At 58.0% G+C, this 14,799-nt stretch carries 19 protein-coding genes; 13 read left to right on the forward strand and 6 right to left on the reverse strand.

Going from position 1 to position 14,799, the window contains the following annotated elements:
- The first annotated feature begins 24 nt into the window (after positions 1 to 24).
- Positions 25 to 762: a metallophosphoesterase family protein gene (locus ACR0JE_RS10785; protein ID WP_480826334.1), complete on the forward strand. Its 738-nt coding sequence runs from the start codon at positions 25 to 27 to the stop codon at positions 760 to 762.
- Here ACR0JE_RS10785 and ACR0JE_RS10790 read toward each other — a convergent pair.
- Complete coding sequence (locus ACR0JE_RS10790) at positions 749 to 2,266, reverse strand: malonate--CoA ligase (RefSeq protein WP_480864166.1); 1,518 nt, start codon at positions 2,264 to 2,266, stop codon at positions 749 to 751. The two genes, ACR0JE_RS10785 and ACR0JE_RS10790, sit on opposite strands and share 14 nt — an antisense overlap.
- 157 nt (positions 2,267 to 2,423) lie before the next feature.
- Between ACR0JE_RS10790 and serB the strand changes: the two genes are divergently transcribed.
- From serB to ACR0JE_RS10810, 4 genes are read left to right on the forward strand one after another with little or no spacing between them, the layout of a single operon-like run.
- Positions 2,424 to 3,302 carry a phosphoserine phosphatase SerB gene (serB, locus tag ACR0JE_RS10795; protein WP_480864167.1) on the forward strand — a complete coding sequence of 293 codons (879 nt, stop codon included), beginning with the start codon at positions 2,424 to 2,426 and terminating at the stop codon, positions 3,300 to 3,302.
- 43 nt (positions 3,303 to 3,345) lie between these two features.
- Positions 3,346 to 3,675 (forward strand): ArsR/SmtB family transcription factor, encoded by a 330-nt coding sequence (locus ACR0JE_RS10800; protein WP_480543242.1) that lies wholly within the window; start codon positions 3,346 to 3,348, stop codon positions 3,673 to 3,675.
- The gene (locus ACR0JE_RS10805; RefSeq protein WP_480864168.1) at positions 3,663 to 4,091 is read left to right on the forward strand and encodes an SRPBCC family protein; all 429 of its coding nucleotides are present in this window, start codon (positions 3,663 to 3,665) and stop codon (positions 4,089 to 4,091) included. Before ACR0JE_RS10800 ends, ACR0JE_RS10805 begins: the two co-directional genes overlap by 13 nt.
- 22 nt (positions 4,092 to 4,113) lie before the next feature.
- Positions 4,114 to 4,434 (forward strand): YciI family protein, encoded by a 321-nt coding sequence (locus ACR0JE_RS10810; protein WP_480543238.1) that lies wholly within the window; start codon positions 4,114 to 4,116, stop codon positions 4,432 to 4,434.
- Here the strand turns inward: ACR0JE_RS10810 and ACR0JE_RS10815 are convergent.
- Positions 4,431 to 5,435 (reverse strand): asparaginase, encoded by a 1,005-nt coding sequence (locus ACR0JE_RS10815; protein ID WP_480864169.1) that lies wholly within the window; start codon positions 5,433 to 5,435, stop codon positions 4,431 to 4,433. The two genes, ACR0JE_RS10810 and ACR0JE_RS10815, sit on opposite strands and share 4 nt — an antisense overlap.
- A gap of 182 nt (positions 5,436 to 5,617) precedes the next feature.
- Between ACR0JE_RS10815 and ACR0JE_RS10820 the strand changes: the two genes are divergently transcribed.
- The 5 genes from ACR0JE_RS10820 to ACR0JE_RS10840 all read left to right on the forward strand — a co-directional run bounded on the left by ACR0JE_RS10820 (position 5,618) and on the right by ACR0JE_RS10840 (position 9,087).
- Complete coding sequence (locus ACR0JE_RS10820) at positions 5,618 to 6,151, forward strand: invasion associated locus B family protein (protein ID WP_480864170.1); 534 nt, start codon at positions 5,618 to 5,620, stop codon at positions 6,149 to 6,151.
- 167 nt (positions 6,152 to 6,318) lie between these two features.
- On the forward strand, positions 6,319 to 6,483 hold the full coding sequence (locus ACR0JE_RS10825) for a hypothetical protein (protein ID WP_480864171.1): 165 nt from the start codon (positions 6,319 to 6,321) through the stop codon (positions 6,481 to 6,483).
- Positions 6,484 to 6,615: 132 nt separating this feature from the next.
- On the forward strand, positions 6,616 to 6,993 hold the full coding sequence (locus tag ACR0JE_RS10830; RefSeq protein WP_480543234.1) for a lysozyme inhibitor LprI family protein: 378 nt from the start codon (positions 6,616 to 6,618) through the stop codon (positions 6,991 to 6,993).
- A 93-nt stretch (positions 6,994 to 7,086) separates the two neighbouring features.
- Complete coding sequence (rlmN, locus tag ACR0JE_RS10835; RefSeq protein WP_480864172.1) at positions 7,087 to 8,274, forward strand: dual-specificity RNA methyltransferase RlmN; 1,188 nt, start codon at positions 7,087 to 7,089, stop codon at positions 8,272 to 8,274.
- Positions 8,275 to 8,463: 189 nt separating this feature from the next.
- Positions 8,464 to 9,087, forward strand: coding sequence for a cytochrome P460 family protein (locus ACR0JE_RS10840; RefSeq protein WP_480864173.1), 624 nt, complete (start codon positions 8,464 to 8,466; stop codon positions 9,085 to 9,087).
- A gap of 8 nt (positions 9,088 to 9,095) precedes the next feature.
- Here ACR0JE_RS10840 and ACR0JE_RS10845 read toward each other — a convergent pair whose 3' ends face one another.
- Positions 9,096 to 9,434 carry a hypothetical protein gene (locus ACR0JE_RS10845; RefSeq protein WP_480864174.1) on the reverse strand — a complete coding sequence of 113 codons (339 nt, stop codon included), beginning with the start codon at positions 9,432 to 9,434 and terminating at the stop codon, positions 9,096 to 9,098.
- Positions 9,431 to 10,351, reverse strand: coding sequence for a DnaJ C-terminal domain-containing protein (locus tag ACR0JE_RS10850; RefSeq protein ID WP_480864175.1), 921 nt, complete (start codon positions 10,349 to 10,351; stop codon positions 9,431 to 9,433). The genes ACR0JE_RS10845 and ACR0JE_RS10850 overlap by 4 nt, the downstream gene beginning before the upstream one ends.
- Before the next feature lie 159 nt (positions 10,352 to 10,510).
- Between ACR0JE_RS10850 and ACR0JE_RS10855 the strand changes: the two genes are divergently transcribed.
- The gene (locus ACR0JE_RS10855) at positions 10,511 to 10,894 is read left to right on the forward strand and encodes a hypothetical protein (RefSeq protein ID WP_480543224.1); all 384 of its coding nucleotides are present in this window, start codon (positions 10,511 to 10,513) and stop codon (positions 10,892 to 10,894) included.
- Here ACR0JE_RS10855 and ACR0JE_RS10860 read toward each other — a convergent pair whose 3' ends face one another.
- Entirely contained in the window at positions 10,895 to 11,992 is a 1,098-nt protein-coding gene (locus ACR0JE_RS10860; RefSeq protein ID WP_480864176.1) for a cystathionine gamma-lyase, read from the reverse strand.
- Between the two features lie 3 nt (positions 11,993 to 11,995).
- Complete coding sequence (locus tag ACR0JE_RS10865) at positions 11,996 to 12,838, reverse strand: LOG family protein (protein WP_170533568.1); 843 nt, start codon at positions 12,836 to 12,838, stop codon at positions 11,996 to 11,998.
- Between the two features lie 79 nt (positions 12,839 to 12,917).
- On the opposite strand from ACR0JE_RS10865, the gene ACR0JE_RS10870 reads away from it, so the two are divergent.
- Both ACR0JE_RS10870 and dapD read left to right on the forward strand, forming a co-directional pair.
- The gene (locus ACR0JE_RS10870) at positions 12,918 to 13,829 is read left to right on the forward strand and encodes a threonine/serine dehydratase (protein ID WP_480864177.1); all 912 of its coding nucleotides are present in this window, start codon (positions 12,918 to 12,920) and stop codon (positions 13,827 to 13,829) included.
- A 108-nt stretch (positions 13,830 to 13,937) separates the two neighbouring features.
- Positions 13,938 to 14,765, forward strand: a complete 828-nt coding sequence (dapD, locus tag ACR0JE_RS10875; RefSeq protein WP_480550613.1) for a 2,3,4,5-tetrahydropyridine-2,6-dicarboxylate N-succinyltransferase — start codon at positions 13,938 to 13,940, stop codon at positions 14,763 to 14,765.
- Positions 14,766 to 14,799: the final 34 nt, after the last annotated feature.

A 14,799-nucleotide genomic window follows, 5' to 3' on the forward strand; every position in this document is an offset into this window, starting at 1 on the left:
TATTCGTTTATACAAGGGTTTTCTATGACTTCCCCGATCTACGCCATTGGTGACATTCACGGGCAGTTGGGCATGTTGCAGTTAGCACTTTCCCGCATTGAGGCAGATGGCGGGCCTGATGCAAGGGTTGTGTTCCTCGGTGACTATGTCGATCGCGGCCCTGACAGCAAAGCTGTGCTCGACCTATTGATCGACGGACAACGCGCGGGTCGGAACTGGATCATGGTCAAGGGAAACCACGACCGCATGTTTGCCCGTTTCGTGCAGGATTGCGAGATCGCAGACAAACATCTGCCGATCACGCTCAGTTGGTTGCACCCGCGTTTGGGCGGACGAGAAACGTTGGCCTCCTACGGTGTTGAAGTCGTCGATAATGACCGCATCTTTCAGGTCAATGAACGTGCTCGCGCGGCGGTCCCGCCCGCGCATATTGATTTCATCAATACCTTGCCGCTGTACCATCAGGAAGGTGAACTGCTGTTCGTCCACGCAGGCATCCGCCCAGGCATTTCACTCGAACAACAATCCGAAGACGATTTGGTCTGGATACGGCGAGAATTTCTGATGGAAACCGAACCTCACCCTTGGCTGGTCGTACATGGTCATACACCGGTTGATGCAGCCGAGCATTGCGGCAACCGGATCAATCTGGATGCAGGTGCGGGTTATGGCCGGTCTCTAGCCGTTGCGGTGTTCGAAGGTCGTCAGTGTTGGCTACTGACTCAAAACGGACGCGTACCTCTGAAACCTATCTTTGGCTGAACCTGTCCTTGAAGTGTTCCCGCAGGGCGTTTTTCTGCACCTTGCCCATCGTATTGCGCGGCAGAGCGTCCATCAGGATCAACTCGCGCGGGTGTTTGAACCGGGCGAGGTCGTTCTGAACCGAGGCCATGATTGCGGTCAGGTCAGGCGACTGGCCGGGCAAAGGCACGATGATGCCCAAAACCGTCTCGCCGAAATCCGGGTGCGGTACGCCGATCACAGCACTTTCCAGCACGCCGGGCTGGTCGTCCAGCAGCAGTTCAAGCTCTTTTGGATAGATGTTGAACCCGCCCGAGATGATCAGGTCCTTGCCGCGCCCGACGATATGGACATAGCCATCCTCGTCCACCCGACCCAGATCTCCGGTGATAAAGAACCCATCGCCGCGCAGTTCGGCTGCGGTTTTTTCAGGCATCTGCCAGTAGCCGCTGAACACGTTCGGGCCGCGCACCTCGATCATGCCGATCTCACCCTGCGGCAGGGTCTCGCCGATGTCCGGATCTGTCACTTTCAACTCGACATCCGGTAGGGGAAACCCGACCGTCCCCGCGCGGCGTTCGCCATCATAAGGGTTCGAGGTGTTCATGTTGGTCTCGGTCATGCCGTAGCGTTCCAGAATACGATGGCCGGTGCGGGCCTCGAATGTCTCATGGGTTTCCGCCAGAAGAGGGGCTGAGCCCGAGATGAACAGCCGCATATGGCTGATCAGATCGCCATTGAATCGATCATCGCCCAGCAAGCGGGTGTAGAACGTCGGCACGCCCATCATCGACGTCGCCTGCGGCATCAGGCGTAGCATCTCATCCAAATCAAATTTCGGCAGAAAGATCATCGATCCGCCCGAGGCGAGGATCACATTCGTTGCCACGAACAGCCCGTGCGTGTGAAAGATCGGCAGCGCGTGCAACAGCACATCTTCGCGCGTGAACCGCCATTCCCGGACCAGCGTTTCGGCGTTTGACAGCAGATTCGCCTGCGTAAGCATCGCCCCCTTTGAGCGTCCGGTGGTGCCCGAGGTGTAAAGGAATGCGGCCAGATCATCCTCAGCCCGGTTCACTGTCTCGAAATGGGTTGGCATGGTCTGTGCGTTTCGCATCAGACTGCCGCTGCCATCCCCGTTCAGTGTTTCTACCTTGGCATTCTGCGCGCTCGCGACAGGGGCTAGCTCAGTCTTATTGACCGCGTCGCAGACAACCAAAGATGCGCCGCTGTTTTCGATGAAATAGGTCAGTTCCGCCGTTTTATATGCGGTGTTTAGCGGCAGGAAGATCAGCCCGGCCTGCGCGCAGGCGGCATAGAGCGCCAGCATCTGCGGTGACTTTTCAACCTGGACCGCAACCCTGTCACCCGGTTTCAGCTCAAGTGCCGTCAGCGTATTGGCGATTTGTGCGGCCATGTTTAGGAATGCGGCATGTGTGATGGTGTGGCCATCGGGCAGGTGTAGAAATGGCGTCTCTTTCCCCGCATGGATGCCGAACAAACGATCGTAAAGCGGGTTGGTCATTGTTTAGTCCCTTCGGTGCGCTGCGCCCTGAACCTGACCGGGAAATCCAAGGCGGACAAGACCCGATACCCGGATATTTCCAGGGCGAAGGCCCATCCAACTCTGGCGAAAATGCTGCACCTGCGATATGCGCAAGGCAGTTTGCCGGAGACCTGAGATGTTTGTTGCCACTTTGCTGACCAACCCCGCTGCGCCCGCGCTGGATACTGCGATGGTCGAGTCTTTGCGAAATGCGTGGGGCGGCGAAGATATTGTCTGGCTCAGCCCCGATGAAGCGGCTGAATTTGGTCTTCCAGCCCGCCCCGACAATCAATGGGAGGTCTGGGCAGACTTGCAGGCCATGGGCGTGGATCTTGTCGTGCAGCCTGTGGCTGGGCGGCGCAAAAAGATGCTGCTGGCCGACATGGACAGCACGATGATCCAACAAGAATGCATTGATGAACTGGCCGACGAGGCCGGTGTCGGCGAGCGCGTCAAAGACATCACCGCCCGGGCCATGAATGGCGAACTGGATTTCGAAGGCGCTCTGATTGAACGGGTTGGCCTGTTGAAAGGTCTGGACGAGGCGGTGATCGATCAGGTCTTGAACACTAGGATCACCTTGATGCCCGGTGGGCGCGCCCTGGTGGCAACCATGCGTGAAAATGGTGGATATGCCGCGCTGGTCTCGGGCGGGTTCACGGCCTTTACCGCGCGTGTGGCCGAGTTGATCGGGTTTGACGAAAACCGGGCCAACACGCTTCTGGCCGCGGATGGCAAACTGACAGGAGAGGTTCAGCGTCCGATTCTGGGGCGCGAGGCCAAGGTTGAATCGCTGGAGCGGATCACTGCGCATTTGGGCATCGCGGAATCGGATGTTCTTGCCGTGGGTGATGGGGCGAATGATCTGGGCATGTTGCATCGCGCCGGAACAGGTGTGGCGCTCCACGCCAAACCCTCGGTCGCAGCAGAGTGCGAGGTGCGGATCAATCATGGGGATCTGACGGCGCTGCTGTACCTGCAGGGCTATTCGCGCGCAGAGTTTGCCGATTCGTAGAACTGAGCTTTCTTTTATTTAACAGATATGTTAAATAGTGGTCATGAACACGCTTCTGACCGCCTTTTCCGCTTTATCCGACGCCACGCGGTTCTCGATTGTCGAGCAGTTGATGGCCGATGGGGAATTGCCTGCCGGTGATCTGATCGACGGCAAAGGCATGTCGGGTGCCGCAATCTCACGCCATCTGAAAGTTCTGCGCGAGGCAGGGCTGATTCAGCAGCGGGTGCAGGGCACGCAGCGTCTGTATTCGGTGCGACCCGAAGGCCTGCGAGCGATTGCGGATTGGACAATCTCGAAACGGCAGTTCTGGGAGAACAGCCTGGATCGTTTGGGCGACATTTTGGAAAGGGAAACCTCATGGCCGACCTGAAACTCGAACGGGAGTTTCCCGTTGACCCCGAAACTCTGTTCGCGTGGGTCTCGGAGGGGGCGAAGCTGTTGCAGTGGTGGGGCCCCGAGGGAATGCATGTGCCCGAGCACAATCTGGATTTCTCGCGCACCGGGCCCTGGTATTCGGTGATGCAGAATGCCGAGGGTCAGCAATACAAGGTCTCGGGCCATGTTACCCATGTCGATCCCCCAAACTCGGTCGGGTTCACCTGGGGCTGGCATGACGATCAGGATCAGCGCGGGGCCGAAAGCCATGTGACCTTCTCCGTCACCGCCTCTGGTACCGGATCACGGCTGGTTCTGGATCACCGCGAACTGGCTGATGCCGAGGCCGCCGCAAACCACAACAAAGGCTGGACATCGTCGCTGCGCAAACTCGAAGCGCAGTGCAAATAGGATTTCATCAGGGAGGAGCGATATGCCCCAATATTTGTTTGTCTACCACGGCGGTGCTGCGCCGCAGTCTCAGGCCGAAATCGACGCCACCATGGCTGCATGGGGCGCCTGGTTTCAGGACATGGGACCGGCGGTCAAGATACCAGGCAACCCGGTCGGGCAGTCCTATACTGTCAGCGCGTCAGGCGTTGCCGAGGATGGTGGCGCAAATCCTGCTTCGGGATTTAGCGTGGTCATGGCCGACACGGTCGAGGCGGCGAATGAAATGGCCAAGGGCTGCCCCATGGTCGTCAGTGGCACCGGCTCGGTCGAGGTGGCTGAGATCCACGAATTCGAGGCTTAAGCTGGCCCGGGAAAACCCGGTGCAGGCCGGATCACGCCACATTCCAGCCCACGGCGGCTGTATTGGATGGCATTCATGAACTTGCGGGTGGCCGGGTGATCGGCCTCCAGTACACCAAGACCGACAAGGATGGCTGCAATCGCGCATTCACTGGCGCGGGTTGTGCCATCGGCTATCTTCAGGGCCACGCCCATCCTTTTCTCGGGGATGATGGCCACAAACACGGCCTCGGCCCCGGTTTTGATCGCGGCGCGGCCATCCATGGCGCGCATCAGCTCGGTGCAGGCACGCGTTTCGCCCGCAACCAGATCCGGATGCTGGATCATGGCCGCCGTCAGCTTCTGCGCGGCATCGCTGGACCGATCCGAGCGATCAGCAGCGGATGCAAACCAAGCCATGGAACGGGCAAGACCCACCAGCGATGTGGCAAAATTCGGCGCCGAGCAGCCGTCAATCCCATAGCCGGGGCTGGTTTCCCCTGTGGTTTCTTCGAATGCAGCCAGGCTGGCCTGCTGAACGGGATGATCGATTTCAAGATATTCTGGCCCGGCCCCCATATGCTGTGCCAAGGTCAGAAACCCGCAGTGTTTGCCCGAACAATTGTTGTGTATCTGACAGGGTGTATCGTCGGCCAATATCAGCCGGTCGCGTGCGGCCTTGTCCGCCGGTTCCTGCGGGCCGCAGCGCAGATCGGGCTCAGACAGTCCTAGATGATCCAGCCAGGCGGTCACGCGATCCGTGTGAATGGCAGCCCCGTTGTGTGACGCGCAGGCCAACGCCAGATGCTCGGAACTCAGCCCGTATTTTGCCGCCGCACCCGACGTGATCAAGGGAAGTGCTTGAATCATCTTGGCGGATGAGCGCGGATAGATCACCGCGTTCGGGTCCCCCCAGCTTTGCACAATCTGGCCGGTATCGTCGCAGATGACAGCGTGGCCCAGATGCAAGCTTTCCAGCAAAGGACCGCGCCACAGTTCTGTCATCGGGATAGGCTGCGTCATCGGGACCTCCGGTTTTTTGCGCAAAATTCTGCCAATCGCCCTTTCGCCTGTGGCGAAACCTGCGTTAGTGTGTGTATGTCGGCAATCATCGGAATGCGCAACTTTCGTAAAGACGAACCGGCAGGGTTCGCGGGGCATTCCGGTGGGTATGAGGTAAAAGGTCGAGCTAGGAGGCTGGACAAATGGGATCAATGCTCGTCCGCGTGATCGCGGGCCTGTGTGTGGCGGGGATGACCACAACTGCAATCGCTCAACAAGCGACAAGCACAAATCGCGTAGCGGCAAAAACCGATTGGAGCGTTTTTGTCGAAGACGATCCCACCGAATGCTGGAGCGTTTCTGCCCCTAAGGAAACCGTGAACACGCGCGGCGGTCGTGTTGTTTCGGTTCGGCGCAGCGATATCCTGTTGTTCGTATTCTATCGCCCCAATGCCGAGGTCAAAGGTCAGGTCACCTTTACCGGCGGCTATCCTTTCGCATCCGGATCGACCGTGAACCTGAATGTGGATGGCAGTGAGTTTGAGCTGTTCACCGAAGGCGAATGGGCTTGGCCGGCAACGGCTGCAGATGACGCTAAGATCGTCACCGCCATGAAACGCGGGACCGAGGCGGTGCTGACCGCACGGTCCGAGCGTGGAACGCAGACCAAAGACACGTTTTCGCTGCTGGGCTTCACGGCGGCCATCGAAGACGCCGAGACGCGCTGCACTAATTAAGTTTCCACCTGCGCGTGTAAGGCCCCGTCATCTGGCGGGGCTTTGTCGTTTTGGCGACCCGTTAGCGTCTTTACGTAATGTCAGCTTTGAATTTGATCCGTATCAATGTCGCGGCCTTCAGAATCTGAACTAATCGGTTCAAGAGAAACGAAGGAGTGAAAGATATGATGAACAAGTCTCTGGTCGCGTTGATGATGGTGTGTGGGGTTCTGTTGACGGCCTGTGAAAACAACGAAGAAACCTATCCAGTTACCGGTGAAGAATGTGGTCCAGATGATCCGGTGAAAAAGCTGGATGCAGCAGACTGCCTTGTTCCACCCTCAGGTGTCTGACACTGCACCGATATTCTCCAGCTAAACGACTGACCGCAGCAACGCCTTTGCTGCGGTCGAATTCAATCGAAGGCTTTCAAAAAAACATGTTAACCTGACCTCGTCCGTTATGAACAGATCGGAGAGGTGGTTATGCGTTTTGTTTTTGTTGCCCTGCTTTTTCCTACTGTCGCGATTGCTGACCCGACACTGGAGTGTTCCAGCGCGAGTTCACAGGTTGAAATCGGATCCTGTGTTGCGGAGATGGAAGACAGGGTCAACGTTGCGCTTGAGATAAGTTATGAACTGGCTGCAGAGGCCGCCCGTGAATTAGACGAGGTCACAGGGCGTGTTGAAGCAAAGCCTGCTCTGGAAACTGCCCAAACTGCATGGGCAAGGTATAGGGACGCGCATTGCGATGCCGTAGGCGCTTCATTCGGTGGTGGATCAGGTACGGGTATCGCAATTACATCGTGCCGGGTGATATTGGGTCGTGCACGTGTTGATGAACTTTTGCGCTTGGCAAATTGATTGGTACGATTCCTTTTGATCTTTGCACGCATTCCTATATAGAGGCGCATCCCAAGCCAGATTCTGCATAGATACGCCCCAAAAGGTACCAGCATGTCGCCCAAAGCGCCGATCACGCAAGACGTTATGACCATTCCCCGCAAACTGCCTGAGGGGAAAGTGAATCTGGTGGGTCTGTCGCGTGATCGCCTGCGTGAGGTGCTGATTGAACATGGCACGCCTGAAAAACAGGCCAAAATGCGCACCGGGCAGATCTGGCAGTGGATTTACCAATGGGGTGTGCGGGACTTTGCCGAGATGACAAATCTGGCCAAAGCCTATCGCGCACAGTTGGCTGAGAATTTCGTTATCGAGATCCCCGAAGTTGTTACCCGTCAGATCTCGGAAGATGGAACTCGCAAGTATCTGTGCCGCATTGCAGGCGGCCACGAGGTTGAGGTTGTTTACATCCCCGAAGAAGATCGCGGCACTTTGTGTATCTCGTCTCAGGTGGGTTGCACGCTGACCTGTTCTTTCTGTCATACCGGGACACAGAAACTGGTGCGCAACCTGACAGCGGCGGAAATTGTTGGTCAGGTGATGATGGCTCGCGATGATCTTGAGGAATGGCCAACCCCCGGTGCCCCTAAGGACGAAACGCGGCTGCTGTCGAACATTGTTCTGATGGGCATGGGCGAGCCGCTTTATAACTTCGAAAACGTCCGTGATGCGATGAAGATCGCCATGGACCCAGAAGGCATTTCGCTGTCGCGCCGCCGGATCACCCTGTCCACGTCTGGCGTGGTGCCTGAAATCGCACGGACTGCCGAAGAAATCGGCTGCCTGCTGGCGATCTCATTCCATGCCACCACGGATGAGACCCGCGACGTACTGGTCCCCATCAACAAGCGCTGGAATATCGAGGAGTTGCTGCAAGCGCTCGCGAGCTATCCCAACGCTTCGAATTCCGAGCGGATCACCTTCGAATATGTGATGCTGGATGGCGTCAATGACAGCGATGAGGATGCGCATCGCCTGATCGAGCACATCAAGCGCCACAATATCCCGGCTAAGATCAACCTGATCCCGTTCAACGAATGGCCCGGCGCGCCGTACAAACGCAGCTCGAACAACCGTATCCGGGCCTTTGCGAACATCATCTATCAGGCAGGCTATGCCTCACCGATCCGCAAAACACGCGGAGAGGACATTATGGCCGCCTGTGGCCAGCTGAAATCGGCCTCCGAACGCGCCCGCAAGTCGCGCAAGCAGATTGAGGCCGAGGCTGGGCTGAACGGCTGAGCTACACTGCCAGCGCCTGTTTTCTGAACTCAAAATTTGTTATATTTGGCCTGTTCGGTTCAGGTCAGGCTCACCTTTGTGCACAAGGCTGTGAGAGGAATGGGTCGTTGTGAACCACAAGCTAAATCCTTGACAATGTCCTGCGCGCGGACCGAACGCAGGCAAACTGTTTTCAGATGGGCCAATACCATGAGCACGATTTTAAAAATTAGTTTCAAAACAATACTCACCGCCTCATTCTCGCTTCTTTTCCATATCGGAGCCGCGAAGGCCGATGACCGCGAGGCACACATCACAATCGAGAACCCTGCTGATCTCAGTAAAGACGAGGCCGAAGAGATTTATCAATCGCTTAGCCGACGTCTGGCACGCGGCTATGCCGGGGCGCGACTTGACCTGATCCGGAATTATCAAAGCTGGGCGCTGTTCAATGACTCGCCTTATGTGTCGGCGACCCACGGTCAACGATATGTGAACAGCTACGCCAATCGCATGGCCCATAACTACGGAGCCATGCAGGACGGAGACGTGTTGCCAGCGGGGTCGGTTCTGGCAAAGGACAGTATGACGGTTACCGATGAGGGTAAGATCTTTCCGGGTGCGATGTTCGTGATGGAGAAGTTGCCGCAGGGCACCAACCCTGCAACGGCTGATTGGCGTTACATCATGGTGCTGCCTGACGGGTCGCTTTATGGCGACACCACAGGATCACGCCCCAATCAGGTTGTTTATTGCCACGAATGCCACGAACAGGTGGCTGAGCGTGATTATACCTTCTTCGTGCCCGACGAGTATCGGATCAAAGCCGAATAGCAGTCAGACTATCCGCGTTGGAAACGCGCCGTGCCGATCACTTCGATCATTTTTTGGCGGACGGGTTCGGGTTGTGCTTCGACAGCATTCAGAACCTCGCGCAGTTCGGCGCGCAACCCGTGCATTTGGTCGATCAGAGAGATCATCATCGACAGGGCATCCGCCTCCATATCGTATTGCTCATGCAACTCGCAGGCCAGTTCCAGCCGGGCGACGTCGATGCTGTGATAGACGACCCCTTGATCCGATTGCTTGGGGATCACGATCTCGGCGGCCAGATATTCGGTCAGACGATCCGAGGTCAGGCGGGTGATGGTGGCGATCAGTTCCTCTTCGGTCAGGGTCATGACGGCATTCCTTTCCGAGGATCATAGCGATGAGCGTCGCGCCATGTTTCCATGAATTGCTTGAGGTCGTTGTCGATCTGGTCGGGCAGGGCGATGGTGAGTTCGATCAGTTGATCCCCGCGTTCAGATGAGCCGCGTTTTTTGACCCCCTTGCCCCGCAGGCGCAAGGTTTTGCCGCTGCTGGTTCCCGCCGGAACGGTGACGTTGACGCCGCCGTCGATCGAGGGCGCGCGGACTTTGCCGCCCAGAATGGCCTCATCAATGCTGATGGGCAGGGTGATGTGGATGTTGTTGCCCTGGCGGTCGAACACCGGATGGTCCGAGACAGAGATCGTGACCAGCGCGTCGCCCGCCGGCCCCTCGCCATAGCCCGGAGCGCCCTTGCCTCGCAGCCGGATGGTCTGGCCCGTGGTGATGCCCGCCGGTATCTTGACCTCGATCCGGTTGCCGTCGGGCAGGGTCAGTTTCTGGCTGGCGCCAAACACAGCATCCAGAAAGCTGATCTGCAGCGAGTAGTTCAGGTTGTGACCCGGCGCGTGGAATTCCTGCGCGCGCTGACTGCCAAACCCACTGCGGCCACGCATGAATTCAGCGAAGATGTCTGACATATCATCCGGGTCCGCCTGCCGCCCGCGATAAGGGTTGCCTGCGGCCTCGGCATAGTCACGATAGTATTGCTGTTGCGGGCGCTCCTGACCCGAAGCGTCGATCTCACCATTGTCATAGCGCGCGCGGGTTTCGGGGTCTTTCAATAGGTCATAGGCTGCTGCGGCGGCTTTGAACTTTGCCTCTGCCTCGGCATCACCGGGTTTCAGATCCGGATGGCATTCTTTTGCGATGCGCCGATAAGCTTTCTTGATATCGGCAGCACTGGCGTCTTTGGCGACGCCAAGGACGGAATAGGGATCGTCGCTCATCTCACCTCTCGCGGATGTGGGTCGGTCTGATCTTTATGAATGTGTTTTATCATGCGATTTCAACCGGCCGAAAGGAAGAGGCAATTGAATTGCTTCGTAAAATCTGGCGGGTCTGGTAGTATCTACTTGATCTCAGATGTTCTTTAACGGAGGCCCCGCATGTCACGCAGATTTAAATCCGCTTTGGCCTTGCTGGCCGGGAACGCAATCGGGTTGATATTGGCCGTGCTGCTGCTGACCGGTTTTGCGATCAAGCCTTTGTCCTTTGTGGTCGTGGTGATTGTCTTCACCGTTGTTCAAGTGATCGCAGAGCCGTTGATCCTGAAGATCGGAGAAAAGAAAGCGCCTGCACTCAAAGGTGGGATCGCCCTGATCGTGACTTTTGTGGGTCTGCTGGTGACCGAATGGATCACAGCCGGACTTGTTATCGGAGGGGTGGCAAATCTGTTGGCCGCAACGCTGCTGGTCTGGCTGGGCGCTTTGATCGGCAGTATTGTTCTGCCGATCTATGTGTTCCCTGAACTGCGTGCGCCGAAGAAGTAGCTACAGTGCGTTCAGGCTGGCCTCGATGGCTTGCCATAGTTCCTCAACAGGTTCACATCCAACAGACAGGCGGATGAAACCGGGGTCAACATCATCGCCCCAGCGGGCGCGACGCTCGGCCGAGCTGTGGACGCCGCCAAAGGATGTCGCAGGGCGCAACAAAGGGCATCCGTTAATAAACGCCTCTGCCATGTCCTCATTGTCCAGCGTCAGGGACAACAGAAATCCGAACCGTTTCGTCTGAGCCTGCGCAAGCGCATGCGCCGGATCGCCAGGCAGCCCCGGATAGCGCAAATGCCTGACTGCGGAATGGGTAGCCAGCCGTTCGGCCAGCACCTGCGCTGTACTGCACATTCGGTCGTAGCGCACTTCCAGCGTTTCCAGCCCGCGATGTAGCAACCATGCCTCATAAGGACCGGGGATCGCGCCTGAGACGCGTCGCCATTCCTCGACCCGTTCCATGATCTGGTCGTTGCGGCTAGCCACATGGCCCATCAGCAAATCTGAATGCCCGCCCATTGCCTTGGTGTCGGAGGACACCACGACATCGATCCCCAGATCCAGCGGGCGCTGGCCCAGCGGGGTCAGGGTTGTGTTATCTGCAATTGTTACCCCTCCGGTAGCGCGCACTTGTTCAGCAACGGCGGCCAGATCGATCATATCCAGGCCGGGGTTCGAAGGGCTTTCGACGAACACCACGTCAAACCCCTCGAAACCACCCTCGGCAAAGGACGTTGTTGCGCGTTCCTCAACCTCGACCCCGAGACGCGAGAGGAACCGATCCGACAGCAAGCGCGTCACATAGTAGCCGTCCGACGGGATCAACAGGCGTGATCCGGCCTGAAGCGTGGCAAACAACGCCGCTGAGATCGCCGCCATACCCGATGGAAAGCTGAGGCTCGGCGCGTCTTCAAGATGTGACAGCATATGTTCCAGCTGCACCCATGTCGGATTGTCGACGCGGCCATAAGTGGCCAGACCATCCGTTGCGCCCGGCAGGTGGTACATGCTGCTTTGGGTCAGCGGCAGGGCCACTGGTTCACCTTCGTTCAAGGAATTGCCACGCAGGTGCAGCATCTTTCCGATCTTGGGGGCCATGGTTCAGCGCCCCGGAATGGCGTCGCGGGGCGGGGCGGGTTCCCAATTCTCGATGATATCGACCGCTTCTTGCGCAGTATCGACAAAACGGAACAGGTCAAGGTCTTCGTCCGAGATCGTGCCCGCATCGGCCAGTGCCGCCCAGTTGATGACTTTCTCCCAGAACTCACGACCAAACAGCAGGAAGGGCACACGCTCCATCCGGCCTGTCTGGATCAGGGTCAGGGATTCGAACAGTTCATCCATTGTGCCGAAACCACCGGGGAAGATGGTGATGGCGCGGGCGCGCATCAGGAAATGCATCTTGCGGATGGCGAAGTAATGGAAGTTGAAACTAAGATCGGGTGTCACGTACAGGTTTGGTGCCTGTTCGTGCGGCAGCACGATGTTCAACCCGATGGAGCAGCCATTTGCATCTTGCGCGCCGCGGTTCCCGGCCTCCATGACGCCGGGGCCACCGCCGGTGACGATCACGTTTTCACGTCCACCGGTCTCGTTGGATTTTTCGGTCATAAGTCGCGCGAATTCGCGGGCTTCATCGTAGTATTGAGATAGACCTGCCAGCGTTTCGGTCCGTGCAGTGTGCTTTTGCGACGGCTCTGGAATACGCGCGCCGCCGAACATGACGATAGTCGAGGTGATCTCACGCTCGCTCATGATCATCTCGGGCTTGAGCAGCTCCAACTGCAGACGCACCGGGCGCAGCTCATCCCGGCACAGGAATTCTTCGTCGGCAAACGCAAGGCGATAGGCAGGCGAGCGGGTCTGCGGCGTATCCGGCACCTCGCGCGCGGTCGAGCGATCTGTTTGTGCGTCGCGGAACGGGCTGTGACGGTCTTCTCTCATGGGTGATCGATCCCTGCTTGCGTGTTTTTCAAACAGCTATAGGGTTCGCGGACAGAGCGCCAGTCACGGAAAGACAAGAATGAATTGGAAGAGCGAAATATTAGCCGCCCAGCATCGCATTTCGGGCTATGCGCAGGTCACACCCGTGATGACCAGCAAGATACCGGGCTATCCCATCGAACTGAAGCTAGAGCAGATGCAGCATACCGGCAGTTTCAAGGCGCGGGGGGCATTCAACACCCTGATCAGTTCCGACGTCCCCGAGGCCGGAGTGGTGGCGGCTTCTGGCGGTAACCACGGCGCAGCCGCCGCCTATGCAGCGCAGGCGCTGGGCTACCCGGCCAAGATTTTTGTGCCCGAGCTTGCGGGGCCGTCCAAAATCGCATTGATCAAGCAAACCGGTGCGGACCTGAGCGTTGTCTCGGGTGAGTATGCCAACGCGCTGACGGCCGCGCAGGCGCATGAACAAGCTACTAGCGCGATGCAAATCCATGCCTATGACGCGCCCGCAACGGTGGCTGGGCAGGGGACGTGCTTTGCCGAGTGGGACGCTCAGGGGCTGGAAGCCGATACTGTTCTAGTTGCGGTTGGTGGCGGTGGTCTGATTGCGGGCGCTCTGGCGTGGTTTGACGGCGCGCGCAAGGTTGTGGCGGTCGAACCCGAGACCTCTTGCGCCTTGAATGCGGCGCTGAAGGCGGGTGAGCCTGTGGATGTGTCCGTGTCCGGCATTGCAGCGAATGCGTTGGGTGCCCGGCGGATTGGCCAGATTTGCTTTGATCTGGCGCAGGGTATGAGCTCGGTTCTGGTGAGTGATGAAGCCATTGCAGAAGCGCAGCAGATGCTTTGGCAGGCGCATCGAATTCTGGTGGAACCCGCAGGGGCCGCAGCGCTGGCGGCGCTGACCTCGGGGGCCTATCAGCCCGAACCGGGTGAGCGTGTCGCGGTCCTGATCTGCGGTGGGAATATCGCCCCCGACCCGCTTGCCGGGTGAATGATCGTTGCCCAGACGTAAACGGAACCGTGTTCGTCGCATTGCGCCATGAGTGTCACTTGCGTATAGGCCAAACCAACACGAACAGATTCTGTAGGGAGACGCCCAATGTCCAACGCGCAATTGGAAGCCGCCATCGAAGCCGCCTGGGACGCGCGCGATACGATCACACCAGCAACCACGGGTGAGCAGCGCGAAGCCATCGAGGATACCCTGAACGCGCTGGACGGCGGGTCATTGCGGGTTGCCGAGAAGCAGGAGAGCGGTGACTGGCATGTGAACCAATGGGCGAAGAAAGCGGTTCTGCTGGGCTTTCGCATCAAGGATATGGAAACGCAAACCGGCGGCCCGCAGGGCGGCGGCTGGTGGGACAAGGTCGACAGCAAGTTCGCAGGTTGGGGTGACAACCAGTGGAAAGCCGCTGGCTTCCGCGCGGTTCCGAACTGCGTTGTCCGCAAATCTGCCTTCATCGCACCGGGCGTCGTTCTGATGCCGTCTTTCGTGAACCTGGGTGCCTATGTGGACGAAGGCACCATGGTTGATACCTGGGCCACTGTTGGGTCCTGTGCGCAGATCGGCAAGAATGTACACCTGTCCGGCGGCGTTGGCATTGGCGGTGTGTTGGAGCCGATGCAGGCGGGCCCAACAATCATCGAGGACAACTGCTTTATCGGCGCGCGTTCCGAAGTTGTCGAGGGCTGCATCGTGCGCGAAGGCTCGGTTCTGGGGATGGGCGTGTTCATCGGCAAGTCGACCAAGATCGTGGATCGTGAGACCGGCGAGGTCATGTATGGCGAAGTACCGCCTTATTCAGTGGTTGTCGCCGGATCGATGCCGTCCAAGAACAACGTGAACCTCTATTGCGCGGTTATCGTGAAACGTGTGGATGAGAAAACCCGTTCGAAAACCGGGATCAATGAGCTGCTGCGTGACTGATCCAAACGTAGCGTGAATGACAAAAGGCCGTGGA

It is taken from the genome of Ruegeria sp. H3 (assembly GCF_056533095.1).

Excerpts from the sequence above, each read along its gene's own strand:
- ACR0JE_RS10785 (WP_480826334.1), top strand. The coding sequence starts at position 25 with ATGACTTCCCCGATCTACGCCATTGGTGACATTCACGGGCAGTTGGGC.
- ACR0JE_RS10790 (WP_480864166.1), bottom strand. The coding sequence starts at position 2,266 with ATGACCAACCCGCTTTACGATCGTTTGTTCGGCATCCATGCGGGGAAA.
- serB (WP_480864167.1), top strand. The coding sequence starts at position 2,424 with ATGTTTGTTGCCACTTTGCTGACCAACCCCGCTGCGCCCGCGCTGGAT.
- ACR0JE_RS10800 (WP_480543242.1), top strand. The coding sequence starts at position 3,346 with ATGAACACGCTTCTGACCGCCTTTTCCGCTTTATCCGACGCCACGCGG.
- ACR0JE_RS10805 (WP_480864168.1), top strand. The coding sequence starts at position 3,663 with ATGGCCGACCTGAAACTCGAACGGGAGTTTCCCGTTGACCCCGAAACT.
- ACR0JE_RS10810 (WP_480543238.1), top strand. The coding sequence starts at position 4,114 with ATGCCCCAATATTTGTTTGTCTACCACGGCGGTGCTGCGCCGCAGTCT.
- ACR0JE_RS10815 (WP_480864169.1), bottom strand. The coding sequence starts at position 5,435 with ATGACGCAGCCTATCCCGATGACAGAACTGTGGCGCGGTCCTTTGCTG.
- ACR0JE_RS10820 (WP_480864170.1), top strand. The coding sequence starts at position 5,618 with ATGGGATCAATGCTCGTCCGCGTGATCGCGGGCCTGTGTGTGGCGGGG.
- ACR0JE_RS10825 (WP_480864171.1), top strand. The coding sequence starts at position 6,319 with ATGAACAAGTCTCTGGTCGCGTTGATGATGGTGTGTGGGGTTCTGTTG.
- ACR0JE_RS10830 (WP_480543234.1), top strand. The coding sequence starts at position 6,616 with ATGCGTTTTGTTTTTGTTGCCCTGCTTTTTCCTACTGTCGCGATTGCT.
- rlmN (WP_480864172.1), top strand. The coding sequence starts at position 7,087 with ATGTCGCCCAAAGCGCCGATCACGCAAGACGTTATGACCATTCCCCGC.
- ACR0JE_RS10840 (WP_480864173.1), top strand. The coding sequence starts at position 8,464 with ATGAGCACGATTTTAAAAATTAGTTTCAAAACAATACTCACCGCCTCA.
- ACR0JE_RS10845 (WP_480864174.1), bottom strand. The coding sequence starts at position 9,434 with ATGACCCTGACCGAAGAGGAACTGATCGCCACCATCACCCGCCTGACC.
- ACR0JE_RS10850 (WP_480864175.1), bottom strand. The coding sequence starts at position 10,351 with ATGAGCGACGATCCCTATTCCGTCCTTGGCGTCGCCAAAGACGCCAGT.
- ACR0JE_RS10855 (WP_480543224.1), top strand. The coding sequence starts at position 10,511 with ATGTCACGCAGATTTAAATCCGCTTTGGCCTTGCTGGCCGGGAACGCA.
- ACR0JE_RS10860 (WP_480864176.1), bottom strand. The coding sequence starts at position 11,992 with ATGGCCCCCAAGATCGGAAAGATGCTGCACCTGCGTGGCAATTCCTTG.
- ACR0JE_RS10865 (WP_170533568.1), bottom strand. The coding sequence starts at position 12,838 with ATGAGAGAAGACCGTCACAGCCCGTTCCGCGACGCACAAACAGATCGC.
- ACR0JE_RS10870 (WP_480864177.1), top strand. The coding sequence starts at position 12,918 with ATGAATTGGAAGAGCGAAATATTAGCCGCCCAGCATCGCATTTCGGGC.
- dapD (WP_480550613.1), top strand. The coding sequence starts at position 13,938 with ATGTCCAACGCGCAATTGGAAGCCGCCATCGAAGCCGCCTGGGACGCG.